Annotated in this window: 13 protein-coding genes and 1 rRNA gene; 9 read left to right on the top strand and 5 right to left on the bottom strand. The window is 68.7% G+C overall.

Going from position 1 to position 14062, the window contains the following annotated elements:
* Positions 1-309: 309 nt before the first annotated feature.
* Positions 310-1626 (bottom strand): lysine 2,3-aminomutase, encoded by a 1317-nt coding sequence (locus tag ABZ459_RS27950; RefSeq protein ID WP_357976092.1) that lies wholly within the window; start codon positions 1624-1626, stop codon positions 310-312.
* A gap of 175 nt (positions 1627-1801) precedes the next feature.
* On the opposite strand from ABZ459_RS27950, the gene ABZ459_RS27945 reads away from it, so the two are divergent.
* The 5 genes from ABZ459_RS27945 to ABZ459_RS27925 all read left to right on the top strand — a co-directional run bounded on the left by ABZ459_RS27945 (position 1802) and on the right by ABZ459_RS27925 (position 9048).
* Positions 1802-2362: a DUF1707 domain-containing protein gene (locus ABZ459_RS27945; protein WP_357976090.1), complete on the top strand. Its 561-nt coding sequence runs from the start codon at positions 1802-1804 to the stop codon at positions 2360-2362.
* 154 nt (positions 2363-2516) lie between these two features.
* On the top strand, positions 2517-3536 hold the full coding sequence (gene plsX, locus ABZ459_RS27940; protein WP_357976088.1) for a phosphate acyltransferase PlsX: 1020 nt from the start codon (positions 2517-2519) through the stop codon (positions 3534-3536).
* A gap of 41 nt (positions 3537-3577) precedes the next feature.
* Positions 3578-5869: an HAD-IC family P-type ATPase gene (locus ABZ459_RS27935; RefSeq protein ID WP_357976085.1), complete on the top strand. Its 2292-nt coding sequence runs from the start codon at positions 3578-3580 to the stop codon at positions 5867-5869.
* A complete protein-coding gene (gene argS / locus ABZ459_RS27930; RefSeq protein WP_357976082.1) occupies positions 5866-7593 on the top strand; it encodes an arginine--tRNA ligase in 1728 nt (575 codons plus the stop codon). The genes ABZ459_RS27935 and argS overlap by 4 nt, the downstream gene beginning before the upstream one ends.
* 162 nt (positions 7594-7755) lie before the next feature.
* Positions 7756-9048, top strand: coding sequence for a hypothetical protein (locus tag ABZ459_RS27925; protein ID WP_357976079.1), 1293 nt, complete (start codon positions 7756-7758; stop codon positions 9046-9048).
* A 6-nt stretch (positions 9049-9054) separates the two neighbouring features.
* On the opposite strand, the gene ABZ459_RS27920 is transcribed toward ABZ459_RS27925, so the two are convergent.
* Positions 9055-9438, bottom strand: coding sequence for a cell division protein SepF (locus ABZ459_RS27920; RefSeq protein ID WP_352320833.1), 384 nt, complete (start codon positions 9436-9438; stop codon positions 9055-9057).
* 170 nt (positions 9439-9608) lie between these two features.
* Here ABZ459_RS27920 and ABZ459_RS27915 point away from each other — a divergent pair, with 170 nt between their 5' ends.
* From ABZ459_RS27915 to ABZ459_RS27900, 4 genes are all read left to right on the top strand, one after another.
* A complete protein-coding gene (locus ABZ459_RS27915) occupies positions 9609-10379 on the top strand; it encodes a PhzF family phenazine biosynthesis protein (protein WP_357976077.1) in 771 nt (256 codons plus the stop codon).
* A gap of 98 nt (positions 10380-10477) precedes the next feature.
* Positions 10478-10912 carry an Hsp20/alpha crystallin family protein gene (locus ABZ459_RS27910; RefSeq protein ID WP_357976074.1) on the top strand — a complete coding sequence of 145 codons (435 nt, stop codon included), beginning with the start codon at positions 10478-10480 and terminating at the stop codon, positions 10910-10912.
* A gap of 56 nt (positions 10913-10968) precedes the next feature.
* Positions 10969-11280 (top strand): MerR family transcriptional regulator, encoded by a 312-nt coding sequence (locus ABZ459_RS27905; RefSeq protein WP_357976071.1) that lies wholly within the window; start codon positions 10969-10971, stop codon positions 11278-11280.
* Positions 11281-11751: 471 nt separating this feature from the next.
* On the top strand, positions 11752-12207 hold the full coding sequence (locus ABZ459_RS27900) for a hypothetical protein (protein ID WP_357976068.1): 456 nt from the start codon (positions 11752-11754) through the stop codon (positions 12205-12207).
* A 140-nt stretch (positions 12208-12347) separates the two neighbouring features.
* On the opposite strand, the gene ABZ459_RS27895 is transcribed toward ABZ459_RS27900, so the two are convergent.
* From ABZ459_RS27895 to rrf, 3 genes are all read right to left on the bottom strand, one after another.
* Entirely contained in the window at positions 12348-12878 is a 531-nt protein-coding gene (locus ABZ459_RS27895) for a hypothetical protein (protein ID WP_357976065.1), read from the bottom strand.
* Positions 12875-13228 carry an ATP-binding protein gene (locus ABZ459_RS27890; RefSeq protein ID WP_357976589.1) on the bottom strand — a complete coding sequence of 118 codons (354 nt, stop codon included), beginning with the start codon at positions 13226-13228 and terminating at the stop codon, positions 12875-12877. The genes ABZ459_RS27895 and ABZ459_RS27890 overlap by 4 nt, the downstream gene beginning before the upstream one ends.
* A gap of 747 nt (positions 13229-13975) precedes the next feature.
* Positions 13976-14062 (bottom strand): 5S ribosomal RNA (gene rrf / locus ABZ459_RS27885); the annotation flags it as partial.

Genomic DNA, 14062 nt, shown 5'->3' with positions numbered 1-14062 from the left:
CCACACGAAGCGTGCTGTCACGGCTGAGCTACGGAAGCAGTTGTATCACTGACGGTGACCCCCCGCAGGCGGCCGGAAAGCCCATGTAGCAGGGTTTGCAGCCCGGTTACCGAGTAAAGGGGGAGCGTTGAGCGGAGAGACAAAACGGGAAATACCCCGGTTTTGATTTCGATTCTGCGCGGACCCGATCACCGTCGGACCCGCGACACCGACGTGCGCCCGCACGGCCCGCGAACAAGTGGTCGCATTAACAAATGTCGCGGGCCGGGGGCGCACAATTCAGTGGTGGTGGTGCGAGAACGCGACCACTCAGATGGGCAGCAAGGCGTCGGCCGGCTCGAACGGAAAACGATCGGCGAACGCCGGCCGCAGATCCGTCAGCCAGACCGCCGACGGGTCGTACCGGGCGAAGAACGGCCGCCCGACCAGCTCGGGGTCGCGGGCCTGGATCAGGTGGAGCACGAAGACGCGCTCACCGGCGATCTCGGTCACGCCGTCCACGCACACCTTGCCCGGCGTGGCCGACATGGACGGCCCCCGGACCGTACGGCAGAGCCCGGAGACGGTCGAGTAGGCGTCCCTGAAGATCTCGTACGCACGGGCCAGCGGGACCGCGAAGTAGTCCTGCGGCCCGGTGTCGCGCTCGACGAACATGTAGTAGGGAATCAGCCCCATCCGCAGCTGCCGCCGCCACATCGACGACCACACGGCGGGATCGTCGTTGATGGACCTGATCAGCGGCGCCTGGGTCCTGATCGTGGCCCCGCTGCCGAGAATGCGTTCCACCGCCGACTCCACCAGCGGCGACTCCAGCTCCCGCGGATGCGAGAAGTGGGCCATGAACGCCAGGTTCTTGCCGGCCTTCACCACCTCCTGGAACAGGCCGAGCGTGGCGTCGGCGTCGGGATCGGTGGTGAAGCGCTGCGGCCAGTAGGCCAGCGCCTTGGTGCCGATACGGATCGATTCGAGCTGGTCGAGGCCGAGCAGCGGCTCGATGTAGCGCCGGATGACCGGCTCACCCATGATCATGGCGTCGCCGCCGGTGATCAGGACGCTGGTGACCTCGGGGTGCTGGCGGATGTAGGACACCATCCGGTCGACGTCGTCGGAGGCGAACTTCAGGTCCGCGTCCCCGATGAACTGCGCCCACCGGAAACAGTAGGTGCAGTAGGCATGACAGGTCTGTCCCTGTTTAGGGAAGATGAGCACTGTCTCTGGATATTTGTGCTGCATGCCGGGCACCGGCTCGTCGCCCATCCTCGGGACGTTGAGCTCCTTCTGACCGGCGGGATGCGGGTTGAGCTGCGCGCGTACGCGGTTGGCCTCGGCCTGGACCTCGCTGTTGGGCGCCTCGGCCTTGAGCAGATCGGCCAGCCTGGCCACGTCCGCGGCGGGAAGCATGTCCTCCTGCGGGAAGACGAGGCGGTAGATGGGATCGTCGGGCGCCGCCGACCAATCTATGAGTTCATCCACGACATAGGCGTTCGTCCGGAAGGGCAGCACCGTGGCCACGGCGCGGACCCGCAGCCGCTCGTCGTCGTCCAGCCCTGCCCGTCGCAGGAGCTCGTCGAGATGCTTGGACGTGTACGCCTTGAAGCGTCGGGTACCTGCCTGGTTCAAGATCACTAGGCCTTTCCCATCTTTTTTGTTCGCTCGCGTGTAAACCTCACGACCCAGTCGCGCGTCTACGGTTCTTAATATCCGGACGCGACGCGCCGCGTCCCCGGTTCCACTGGGCTCCAAGTTTCCTTGCAGGTTTGACACTCGCGACATATCGCGATTCGACATACACTGATTCATCGTGACCGAGGATCTCGACCTGCGCGCCTCCGACGCCGACCGCGACCGCGTCGCGGCCCTGCTGGGCGACGCGCTCGCCACCGGAAGACTGACCAGCGTCGAGCATGCCGACCGTCTGGAGATCGCCTACACGGCGAAGACGATCGGCGAGCTCGTCCCCCTCACCCGGGACCTGCCCCAGGTGTCCGCCCCGTCCGCGCTGCCCGAGGCCATCGAGCACCAGGTGATCAGCTCGAAGTTCAGCAAGATCGTGCGCAAGGGGCGCTGGGTCGCGTCCCGGCGCACCAAGCTGTCGGCCCGCTTCGGCGCCCTCGTCATCGACCTGTCCGACGCCGTGCTCCCCGGCCGGGAGATCACCATCGAGACCGACGCGAAGTTCAGCAAGATGATCGTCCGGGTGCCGGAGAACGCCCACGTGATCGATGAGGGCAGCTCGGTCTTCGGCAAGCGGAACGTGAGCGGCGGCTCGGCGGGCGACGGCCCGCTGATCCGGCTCACCGGTTCGTCCAAGTTCTCCAAGGTCGTCGTGACCCGCGGCCTCGACGACTGGAACCTCCGCTGACGGGCCCCGGCGACTGGAACCGCCGCGCCGGGGAAGCGGGGAGGTCCACCCGCCGGTCGACCTGACATCCGGCCTGCCTACGATGCGGACATACACGAGCCCGCGTACCGGCCCGGCCGGGCGACGGCGGGCTCGTCTGTCCCACGAGGTGACCATGTCCGACAGCAGGCCCGTCGCGCTCGACGCCATGGGCGGCGACCACGCCCCCCACGAGATCGTGGCCGGCGCGGTCCACGCCGTACGGGAGCGCAAGCTGCCCATCGTGCTCGTCGGCTCACCCCGCATCCTGTACGAGGCCCTGGCCGACCACGACGCCACCAAAGAGGTCCCCATCGTCAGGGCGGAGGAGGCCCTGGCCATGGACGAAGGCGCCCTGGCCAGTCTGCGCCGCCCGCGGTCCAGCATCGCCATCGCCTGCCACCTCGTCCGCCGCGGCGACGCCTCGGCCGTGGTGTCGGCCGGCTCGACCGCGGGCATCGTCGCCACCGGCCGGCTCCGGCTCAAGGCCCAGCAGGGCGTCCTGCGACCGGCCATCGCCGTGGCGCTCCCGACGCTCCCCACCCCCACCCTCCTGGTGGACGCCGGCGCCAACGCCGAGGTCAAGCCGGAGATGCTGGTGCAGTTCGCGCACCTCGGCGCGGCCTACGCCGAGCTGGCCTACGACATCCCCGAGCCCAGGATCGGCCTGCTCACCATCGGCAGCGAGGCGGAGAAGGGCAACAAGCTCGTCAAACGCGCCCACGAACTGCTGCAGTCCTCCCCCGGCATCCACTTCACCGGCAACGTCGAGGGCCACGACCTTCTCACCGGCAAGGTCGACGTGATCACCACGGACGGCTTCACCGGCAACGTCGCGCTCAAGACCATGGAAGGCGCGGTCCGGTACGCGTTCGGCGAGCTGGCCGAGACCATCGGCGAGAGCAGGATCGCCAAGTTCGGCGCGCTCATGCAACGCGGCCGCCTGCGCGAGCTGCGCAGACGTCTCGACGCCGAGGCCCACGGCGGCGCCGTCCTGCTCGGCCTGAACGGGACGGTGGTGATCGCCCACGGCTCCTCCAGGGCGCCGGCGATCAGCGCCGCCTGCCAGGTCGCCGCCGACCTCTCCGCGGGCGGCATCGTCGCCAGGATCGGCGACCGGATCGCCGCCACGCATCGCTCACACAGACTCTGGTGACGCCGTAGTGTGTGAGACCGATCCACAGGAACGGGGGAAATGTGGACGGCCTCACCTCAGCACAGGTCGCGGGGGCGAAGACCAACGAGGTGCCGCGGCGGTCGAGCAGATCGCTCAGCGCGATCATCAGGGCGAACGTGTTCACCCTGTTCAACCTGGTCATCGGCGTGCTCTGGGCGCTGATCCTGATCTTCGGCGAGTGGCAGGACGGCCTGTTCGGCCTGGTGATCGTGGCCAACGCGCTGATCGGCATCGTCCAGGAGCTGCGCGCCAAGCGCACCCTCGACAAGCTCGCCGTGATCAACGAGGCCCCGGTCCGCGTCCGCCGCGACGGCCGTGAGCAGCAGGTCGAGCCGCACCGGGTCGTCCTCGGCGACATGGTCCTGCTCGGCTCCGGCGACCGCCTCCTGGTCGATGGCGAGGTCGTCGGCTCCGACGGCCTGGAGGTCGACGAGTCGCTGCTGACCGGCGAGGCCGACCCGGTGCACAAGAAGCCCGGCGACCAGGTGTTGTCGGGCAGCTTCGCGGTCGCCGGCTCCGGCGCGTACGTCGCCACCCGCGTCGGCACCGACGCCTACGCCGTGCGGCTGGCGGAGGAGGCGAGCAAGTTCCACCTCGCCCACTCCGAGCTGCGCGAGGGCGTGGCGAACTTCATCAAGTACATCACCTGGCTGGTCGTGCCGATCGGCGCCCTGCTGATCTACAGCCAGCTGCACAACTCCGCCGACTTCCGCACCGCCATCACCGGCGCGGTCGCCGGCATCGTCACCATGATCCCCGAGGGCCTGGTGCTGATGACCTCGATCGCGTTCGCCGTCGGCGTCATCCGCCTCGGCCGGCGCAAGTGCCTGGTCCAGGAGCTGCCCGCGATCGAGGGGCTGGCCAGGGTCGATGTGCTCTGCCTGGACAAGACCGGCACCCTCACCGCCGGCGGCATGGACCTCGACCAGGTGCTCCCGCTGCGCGACGGCCACCCGGTCGAGCCCGCGCTGGCCGCCCTGGCCCACCTCGACGCCCGCCCCAACGCCACCGCCCAGGCCATCCGGGCCCGCTACCCCGCCCCCGCCGACGGCTGGTCGGCGGGCTCGTCCGTGCCCTTCTCCTCGGCCCGCAAGTGGAGCGGCGCCGACTTCGGCGGGCAAGGCGCCTGGCTGCTGGGCGCCCCCGACGTGCTGCTGCACGACGGCGACGGCTACGACAAGGCCGCCGAGCTGGCCGCCACCGGCACCCGCGTGCTCGTCCTGTGCCGCACGGACGACCTGCGGGCCGCCCAGGACGGCGGGCCCGTCGAGCCCGTCGCGCTGGTCACCCTCAGGCAGCGGATCAGGCCCGACGCGCTCAAGACCCTCGGCTACTTCGCCAAGCAGGGCGTCACGGTCAAGGTGATCTCCGGCGACAACCCGGAGGCGGTCTCCGCCATCGCCATGAGCCTGAAGATCCCCGGCGGCGACCGTTCCATCGACGCCAGGACGCTCCCCCACGACGACCCCGTCAAGCTCGGCGAGCTGCTCGACTCCCACACCGTGTTCGGCCGGGTCAGCCCGCAGCAGAAGCGGCAGTTCGTCGGCGCGCTGCAGGCCCGCGGGCACACCGTGGCCATGACCGGCGACGGCGTCAACGACGTCCTCGCGCTCAAGGACGCCGACCTCGGCATCGCCATGGGCGCGGGCAGCCCGGCCACCAAGGCGGTGGCCCAGGTGGTGCTGCTGGACAACAAGTTCGCCACGCTGCCGCACGTCGTCGGCGAGGGCCGCCGGGTGCTGGCCAACATCGAACGCGTCTCCAACCTCTTCCTCACCAAGACCTTCTACGCCATCGTGTTGTCGCTGGCCGTCGGCGTGGCCGGGGTGATGTTCCCGTTCGCGCCCCGCCACTCCACCCTCACCAACGCGCTGACCATCGGCATCCCGGCGTTCTTCCTGGCGCTCGCGCCCACGTTCGAACGGGCGCGGCCGGGGTTCGTCCGGCGGGTGCTGCGCTTCGCCGTGCCGGCGGGGGTGTTGTGCGCGGGCGCGGTGCTGCTGTCGTTCTGGACGGCGCACAGCGGCACCTCCACCCTGACCGAGGACCAGACCTCCGCGGTGATCACCCTCTTCCTCACCACGTGGTGGGTGCTCGTGCTGATCACCAGGCCGCTCAACTGGTGGCGGATCACGCTGCTGGCGTCCATGGCGGGGCTCTTCGCGCTCGCCCTGTCGCTGCCGCCCGTCAGGCGCTTCTTCGCCCTCGCGCCCGGCGACCTCAGCAACGACCTGACGGCCGTCGGCATCTCCCTGGTGGCCGCTGCCGCGATCAGCATCGCGGTCAAGGTCGCCGGTACCCTTAGAACATGACCGACCCGCAGCTAGTGCTCACCGAGCGCGTCCAGCAGGCGCTGGCCAACGCGTTCGGCGCCGAGCACGCCGACGCAGACCCGCTGATCCGGCCTTCCCAGTTCGCCGACTTCCAGGCGAACGTCGCGATGAGCCTGGCCAAGCGCCTGCGACGGTCCCCGCGGGAGGTCGCCGAGGCGATCAAGGCCGAGCTGTCCGACTTCCCCGGCACGGTCGAGGTCAGCGGCCCCGGCTTCCTCAACATCACGCTCGCCGACTCCTGGATCGAGTCCCAGGCCGCGGGCATGCGCGACGACCAGCGCCTCGGCGTCGGCACGAGCACACCCGCGCAGACCGTCGTGATCGACTACTCCGCGCCCAACGCGGCCAAGGAGATGCACGTCGGCCACCTGCGCACCACCATCGTCGGCGACTCCCTCGCCCGCCTGCACGAACACCTCGGCAACAAGGTGATCAGGCAGAACCACCTCGGCGACTGGGGCACCCCGTTCGGCATGCTCATCGAGCACCTGCTCGACATCGGCGAGCCGGCCGCGGTCGACCAGCTCGAAGCGGGCATGGGCACCGAGTTCTACCAGGCGGCGCGGGCCAAGTTCGACACCGACGAGGGCTTCAAGCAGCGCGCCCGGGTCCGGGTCACCACCCTCCAGTCGGGCGACCCCGCCACCATGCGCCTGTGGCACGTCTTCATGGACGCCACCGTCCGCTACTTCAACAAGGTCTACTCCCTGCTCGGCGTCACGCTGACCGACGCCGACCTCGCGGGCGAGAGCATGTACAACCCCATGCTGGAGAAGACCTGCGCCGACCTCGAGTCGTCGGGCGTCGCGGTCCACAGCGAGGGCGCGCTCTGCCTGTTCCCGCCCGGCTTCACCGGCTCCGACGACAAGCCCCTGCCGCTCATCATCAGGAAGAGCGACGGCGGCTACGGCTACGCCTCCACCGACATGGCGGCGATCCGCTACCGCGTCCACGACCTGAAGGCCGACCGCATCCTCTACGTGGTGGGCGCCGACCAGGCGCTGCACTTCCGCATGGTGTTCGCCTCCGCGCAGATGGCCGGCTGGCTGCCCGACACCGTCTCGGCCGAACACGTCCAGATCGGCATGATGCTCGGCAAGGACGGCCGCCGCTTCAAGACCAGGTCGGGCGAGTCCATCAAGCTGATGGACCTGCTCCAGGAGGGCGTCGACCGGGCCTCGGCGGCCATCGCCGAACGCGACTACGACGAGGCCACCCGCAACGAGATCGCCCTGGCCGTCGGCATGGGCGCGGTGAAGTACGCCGACCTGTCGGTCAGCCACGACAGCGAATACGTCTTCGACTACGACCGCATGCTGGGCTTCACCGGCAACACCGGCCCCTACATGCAGTACGCCACCGCCCGCATCCGGTCCATCTTCCGCAAGGCGGACATGGAACCGGCGGCCGCCACGTCCCCGATCCTCCTGGCCGAGCCCGCCGAGCGCGCCCTGGCCCTGCACCTGCTCGGCTTCGGCACGCTCATCGAAGAGGTCACCGCCCGCTCCGAGCCCCACCGGCTGTGCAACTTCCTCTTCGAGACGTCGAGCCTGTTCAGCACGTTCTACGAGCAGTGCCCGGTGCTGCGGTCCGACGTCGAGCCCGACACCCGCGCCTCGCGGCTGGCCCTGTGCGCGCTGACCCTGCGCGTGCTCGAAACCGGCCTCGACCTTCTGGGCGTCCCCGTCCCCGACCGCATGTAACAGGCAGTTGGCTCAAAGTCTCCCGTTCCGTCATGGGCGCGCCTCCACCGGGTTGGCGCGCCCTAACGGCTAGGCTTTACGCGGTCATGAACTGAGGCCGAAATGGGGGAGTTCTCTGCCTTGAGCACGGACCTGACTGCGAGCCCCCAAGCAGCGACGGAGTTGCAACGCTACGCCGAGGCGCTGCTGGCGCACCTCGCCGCCAATGGCACCGCTCCTCCCGCCGCTCCGGGCTTTCGCGACATACCCGGCCACTGGCTGCCCCCTGCCGTCGAAGCACTGGTCGCCATCCTCGCCGGCGACGACCCGCTCGAACCGCTGAGCCGGGCCGCCGGCCGTGACCAGCAGCAGACCGCGCTCTTCCTGTGCCTGGCCCTGGCGGTGTCCGGGCAGGGCAGCCGCATCCACGCCTCCTGGCTCGGCACGGCCTTCGGCGAGCTGTCGCTCGACCGTCCCGTCACCCACGGCCAGCGCTCGCTCTGGCTGGCCGCCGCCCGCGGCGCCTACGGCCCGGCCGGCAAGATCTTCGTGCTGCGCAAGCTCGACGCGCTGGCCGTGCAGGAGCACGCCGACGTCGAGGAGTGGGTGCAGGCGCTGGTGCCCGGCGAGCCCGCGGTCGTCGTGCCGCCGTCGCTGGCCGACTTCCCGGAGATGGCCGAAATCCCCGACCTGGCCCGTCCGGCGGTCGCGGCCGCCCGCCTGTCCAGGCTGCGCGGCCGCTGCGCCGAGATCACCTCGGCCCGGCAGGCCGACCACGACTCCGCCGCCCCGCTCAGCAACAGCTCGGCCAGCCCGGCCGCGTCCTGGGCCGAGGACGAGCCGCTGGCGGTCCTGCGCGCCCAGATCGGACAGGGCGGCCCGGCCGGCCCGATGGCCTCGCTGATCTCCCACCTGCTCGACGACCTGCGTCCCGGCGCCGACCCGCACCTGGCCGCCATCGCCCTGCACGTCGCCGCGCCCATCCTGCGCGGCCTGGCCGAGGAGCTCGAAGCCGACAGCCGGCTGACGCCGCCCGCCACGCTGACCGTCCCGCTGCTCGGCCACCGCATCCACCTGCGACCCGAAGGCCCCGACGAGACCTCGATCGCCACGGCGGAGCACGCCATCCTCACCGAGGGCGTCGTGCCGCGCGGCCGGCCGTGGGCCGCATTCGTGCTGATCGTGGCGGGCGTCGCGTGCCTGGCCGGAGCGGCGTTCAGCGCCTCGCTCCTGCTGGCCGCCGCCGGCGTGGCCATGCTCGGGCTGGGCGGCTGGCAGCTCTGGCAGCGCCACAAGACGGTCGTCGCCGACGCCCGTTACGTGGCCGCCCAGGTCAACGAGCTGAAGGAGCTGGCCGAGGGCGCCGTCTGGGCCCTGCACGCCTACGCCAGAGAAGCGGACGCACGCGCGAAACAGGCCGCTGACGATGCAGCCGAGCTCACCCGGCTGATTCGTCGCGGCCCGCGCGCTGCTTAGACCCGATCAGGTCGTCTCGATCTCCACGTGCGCCGGCGCGAGCAGGAACACGCGATCGGCGATGCGCTCGATCCGACCCTCGCAACCGAACGCGAGCCCGGCGGCGAAGTCGACCATCCTCGTCGCCTCGGGCATCGCCATGCCCGTGACGTCCATGATCACCGTCTGCCCGTCACGGAAGTGCTGACCGATCAACGGTGCGTCGTTGTACTTGAGCGGCTGGACCATCACGATGCGCGACGCGTCGACGTTCGCGCGCCACCGCCGGGCGGCCCGCTCCGTCGCCGGAACGTACTCGTCCTCGTAGTGCTCGTCGTCGTCATAGCCGTCGTCGTAGTGATCGACCCCGCTCAGGCCAAGGTAGTTCACCACCTTGCGCACTGCCCCCATCGGCTTGTCCTTTCCTCAGGAACTCACCGTAATCGGCACGTCCCTACACATTGGACGGTAACCGACGATTCCGCATTCGCCACGCGACACGCCCAGCCCTAATTCCATTTTGTACGGCTTGCAACCCGCTTGCATCTGGATATCCGTCCCCCCCGTATAGCATCGGCCACATGCGCCTGTTCACTGTAGACGCCTTCACCGACACAGCTTTCAAGGGTAATCCCGCAGGTGTCTGCCTGCTGGACTCTCCGGTTACTGATGGGTGGATGCAGAGCGTAGCCGCCGAGATGAACCTCTCCGAGACCGCCTTCCTGCTCGGCGATTCCCTGCGGTGGTTCACCCCTGTGGTCGAGGTCACTCTCTGCGGTCATGCCACGCTGGCGACCGCTCACGTTCTGTATTCGACCGGAGCCGCGACCGGCCCAGTCGAATTCCGCACGGCCGGCGGAACGCTAACCGTGAATCGCGCCGCCGGAGACCTCATCACGATGGATTTCCCGGCCAAGCAGGTGACGCCCGTCACGGTTCCCGACGGCCTGGAGAAAGCGCTCGGAGCCACCCCGGTTCGGGTCGGGAAAAGCGACCTGGACCTGCTGGTCGAGGTCGATTCAGAGGAGACGGTACGCACCCTGCGCCCCGACATCCCGGCCCTGTCGGCAGTGGAGGCGCGCGGCGTCATCGTCACCGCCCGCGGCACCGGCACGGATTTCGTCTCACGATTCTTCGCTCCCAAAGTGGGCGTCGCCGAGGATCCGGTGACGGGCTCGGCCCACTGCGCCCTGTCGCCGTACTGGTCCGCGCGGCTCGGCCGCACGGCTCTGACCGGTGCGCAGCTCTCCGCCAGAGGCGGCCTGGTCCACACCCGCCTCGACGGCGACCGCGTCCACCTCGCCGGCCATGCCGTGACGATCCTCACCGGCACACTCCTCACACCCGGGTAAAAACTTCCTTACCTTCCTTGCTTCCCTCCACTCAGCTCTCTAACCTACAAATCGAGTTGGAGGTTAGCTACCACGACAGAAGCAGGAGGTTCGGAACCATGCTGCTGACTTCGATCGACCCGTTCTTCCAGGAGTTCGAGCGCCAGTTCAACCGGCTGGCCCGCCAGACCTTCGACAACAGCGGCACCGCCACGATGCCGATGGACGGCCTGCGCCGCGACGACGACGTCGTCCTGCGCTTCGACCTGCCCGGCATCGACCCGGACTCCATCGAAGTGACCGTCGACCGAGGCGTCCTCACCGTCAGCGCCCGCCGCGAGGACGAGCTCGCCGAGAACGAGCGCCTGTTCGTCCGCGAGCGCCCGATGGGCACGTTCACCAGGCGCGTCTACCTGTCGGAGCACCTCGACAGCGACCGCATCGACGCCGGCTACGCCAACGGCGTGCTCACCGTCCGCATCCCCGTCCTCGAACGCGCCAAGCCGCGCAAGGTGGAGATCCGGCGCAACGACACGAAGGCCATCCGGGCCTGACCCGGCACCGGGGGCGGGGCATCCCGGCCCCGTCCCCGAACCCCGAGGAGGCCACGATGCCCGAGCTGCCGTTCGACGACGAGCACGCCCCGCTCTACTCCCTGGGGCAGGTCGCCGAGATGCTCCAGGTCCGCCAGGCCTACCTCCGCCGCCTGGACGAACACGACGTCATCAGCCCGAGCCGCTCATCCGGCGGCCAACGCCGCTACTCCCGCAGCGACATCCTGATCGTCCAGCACGTGACCGACCTCGCCGACCAGGGCATGACCCTGATCGCCATCCGCCGCATCCTGGAACTCGAACGCGAACTCGCCGACGTCCGCCGGCAACTCAGAGAAGCCCACACCCGCCTCGGCGACCCCACCTAACATACGGCCGGGCTGGGCGAGGCGGGCCTTCCTGCCCTCTCCCCCAACGAGGCCAGCCGACTCCCGGGGGATCGCGACGACGAGCAACAGCCCTCCAGAGCTCGCCCAGACCGCCGGCGCCGAACTGCCCGCCCCCGCCCTCCCAACCGCCTGCCGCGTCACCGCAAGGTCATCGCGCCCCCCGATCCCACCCACCGCCTACCGGCTACCACCCACCGGCCACCGGCTATCGGCTATCGGCTATCGGCTCAAGCATCGCCCCCAGACCCCGCCACCGGCCGCCCAAGGCACAAACCGCCCCCCCTGACCTGTCGGGCATAGGATGCGCCCTTGCCGCACTACCGCCAGCCCCGACAGGACTCGCCCACCATGAACCCCCACCACGAACACCTTCGCGCCCGGTTCCGAACCGCTCCGCTCCAACCCCCGCCCGCGCCCTGGCGTCCCTTGCCACCAGTAGCGGTCGGCGGCTTGACCGGCGTCGGCTTCGCCGTACACCCCGAATCCGGCGAAGACCTCATCCTCGTGACCTCTCACCAGGGACGCGGCGTCCTCAACTGCGTCACCGGCCGGCGCGTAGCCCGCGACCCCGACCCAGACCCCGCCTGGCCGGACGACTACACCCTCACCTGCCAAGGCATAGGACCTCTTACAGATACCGCCATCAAGATCTCCGGCCTCCTGGGCGGCGGACTGCACACGACCACCACGAACGGATGGTCCATCGATGTCGTCACACCCGACTGGCCCATCGCAAGCGTCCTGCTGTCCAGCAGCGGCGACCCCTACCGCGACGAACCCGGATCAACCTGGTGGCACATCCACCGCGAAGAAGCCTGCGAGCTCCGCACAGCCGGCTTCTCCCCAACGGGCCACACCCTGGCCATCGCCTCCAGCTGCACACTCACTCTCTTCACCCACCCATGACATCCGGCCAACTGCCATGGCATCAGAACAGCCAACCTGCAAAGCCTCGTCGGGGCCTCGATGTCGCCCAGCCCGGTGTCGAGGTACTCCTTGGTGTGCAGAGGTGAGTACGTCTGTACGTGCAGAGCGTTTCGTGCTGATCAATCGTCGGCGGCCACGATCAGGGCGAGGGTGTTGTTGGTGCGGTTGATGGTGATGACTTCGTGGAAGTCTTGGTGAACGCGACCATAGTCGTGATAGCAGTCCTCACCCAGGTCTTTGAGCTGGTAGCGGGCGGTCGCTTGGCGAATCCGGTCGAAGATCTCCGTTTCCAGGATGTTCTGTAGTGGTTGCGGGACATCGCCGTACTGGTGGGCCCAGCTGGCTATTGTTGCGATCATGGTGGGGATCCCGACGGGTTCGTATGCCTGGGTTGTGATGTGCTGCAGCCAGTAGTGGCCGTGTCGGGTTCCTGCAGGATCGACGCCTCCGCCGGCGTAGTCGTCGCGGAATTGGTCATGTTGGATGACGGCGTGCACGAGGTCGGCGTCGCTGGCGTTCGGGTTGAACAGGTCAAAGTGTTTCAGGTTGATCCAGCGGAAGCCGTGGTCGAGTGACTCAGCGAAGGGGTAGTCGCGGAAGTTGAAGAAATCCGTAGCGCGGTAGGCCACAAGCTGGCCGGAAGCTGTCATCCGGTGGCCCCGACTTCGGTTGTGACGGCGGCCAGGCGGTTCTTCAGTCGGTAGCTGGGGCCATTGATGGCGAGGACCTCGCAGTGGTGCAGGAGCCGGTCCAAGATGGCGGTGGCCAGGACTTCGTCCCCGAAGACCTGGCCCCATTCGCTGAATGCCTTGTTGGAGGTCAAAATGATCGACCTCTTCTCGTAACGCTTGGAGATCATCCAGAAGACCAGGTTGGCCTCCTCGCGGTCGAGCGGCAGATATCCCACCTCATCCACCACGAGCACGTGCGGGCGTAGACAGGCGCGCAGTTTGCCGGCCAGGCGGCCGATCGCGTCAGCGGCTTTGAGCTGGCGAACCATTGACGGCGGTGGCGCGGATACGGATGATGACCAGCTCCTCACGAACAGGACTCCCTACAGAAGGTGGTGGGTGTGGTGGTGAACGGGCCGGTGCCATGACCTCGTCCTGTCTCTGTCCAACCACACTTGCCCCGCCTGGCCAAGCTCATCCGCAGGCAGCGAGCTGGATGCCGTTGCCGATGGCGGCGGATATCCCGGCTGCCGGTTCTGGCCAACCTACGCAACGGCGACACCTGAAGTCTGTCTGCGGGCGCGGGATTGGCGCCGCCGTGCGCAGCCGCGGAGTGAGTGTCGACATTCAGCGGAGACGTAGGGGCGACCCAAGGACGAGCCCAGAGAAGCATCAGCCCAGGATCCGGATACGAACCCTCAGTCTCCCCGGAGGCCGGGCCAGGCCCCTCCGTCTCCTTCTAAGTAGGCGGGCTCGGACTGACTAGAGGTGGAACCGATTGGGGGTCGCCGAAGCGGTGCCTGCGCTTTGCTGCAGCGCACCCTGCGACGCGGTCCAGAGGCCGATCCACGGGCCCGATCCACAGCGGTCCACCAGGCAGTCCCCAATGCCGGTCCACGGGCCGTTCCATGGGCCGGCCCGCAGCCTCCAGTGCACCCCCGCGACAGCACCCGGACAATGAAAAACCCCGGACATGCAGAAAGGGGCCCCGACCGAAGCCGAAACCCCAACCCGGAACCCTCCCCCGGAACGCGAAGAAGCCCCACACGAACCGTGTGGGGCCTCTTCGAAAGATTGTCCGGCGGTGACCTACTCTCCCACACCCTCCCGAGTGCAGTACCATCGGCGCAGAGAAGCTTAACTTCCGGGTTCGGAATGTAACC

It is taken from the genome of Nonomuraea sp. NPDC005692, from assembly GCF_040631115.1.
Classification (GTDB): Bacteria; Actinomycetota; Actinomycetes; order Streptosporangiales; family Streptosporangiaceae; genus Nonomuraea.
The sequence above is the reverse complement of the archived record's forward strand: the minus strand, read 5'-3'. Positions and strand labels throughout refer to the sequence as shown.

Bases quoted from the DNA above. Each gene is read 5' to 3' on its own strand.
- plsX (WP_357976088.1), top strand. From the start codon at position 2,517: ATGTCCGACAGCAGGCCCGTCGCGCTCGACGCCATGGGCGGCGACCAC.
- argS (WP_357976082.1), top strand. From the start codon at position 5,866: ATGACCGACCCGCAGCTAGTGCTCACCGAGCGCGTCCAGCAGGCGCTG.
- ABZ459_RS27920 (WP_352320833.1), bottom strand. From the start codon at position 9,438: ATGGGGGCAGTGCGCAAGGTGGTGAACTACCTTGGCCTGAGCGGGGTC.
- ABZ459_RS27915 (WP_357976077.1), top strand. From the start codon at position 9,609: ATGCGCCTGTTCACTGTAGACGCCTTCACCGACACAGCTTTCAAGGGT.
- ABZ459_RS27910 (WP_357976074.1), top strand. From the start codon at position 10,478: ATGCTGCTGACTTCGATCGACCCGTTCTTCCAGGAGTTCGAGCGCCAG.
- ABZ459_RS27905 (WP_357976071.1), top strand. From the start codon at position 10,969: ATGCCCGAGCTGCCGTTCGACGACGAGCACGCCCCGCTCTACTCCCTG.
- ABZ459_RS27895 (WP_357976065.1), bottom strand. From the start codon at position 12,878: ATGACAGCTTCCGGCCAGCTTGTGGCCTACCGCGCTACGGATTTCTTC.
- ABZ459_RS27890 (WP_357976589.1), bottom strand. From the start codon at position 13,228: ATGGTTCGCCAGCTCAAAGCCGCTGACGCGATCGGCCGCCTGGCCGGC.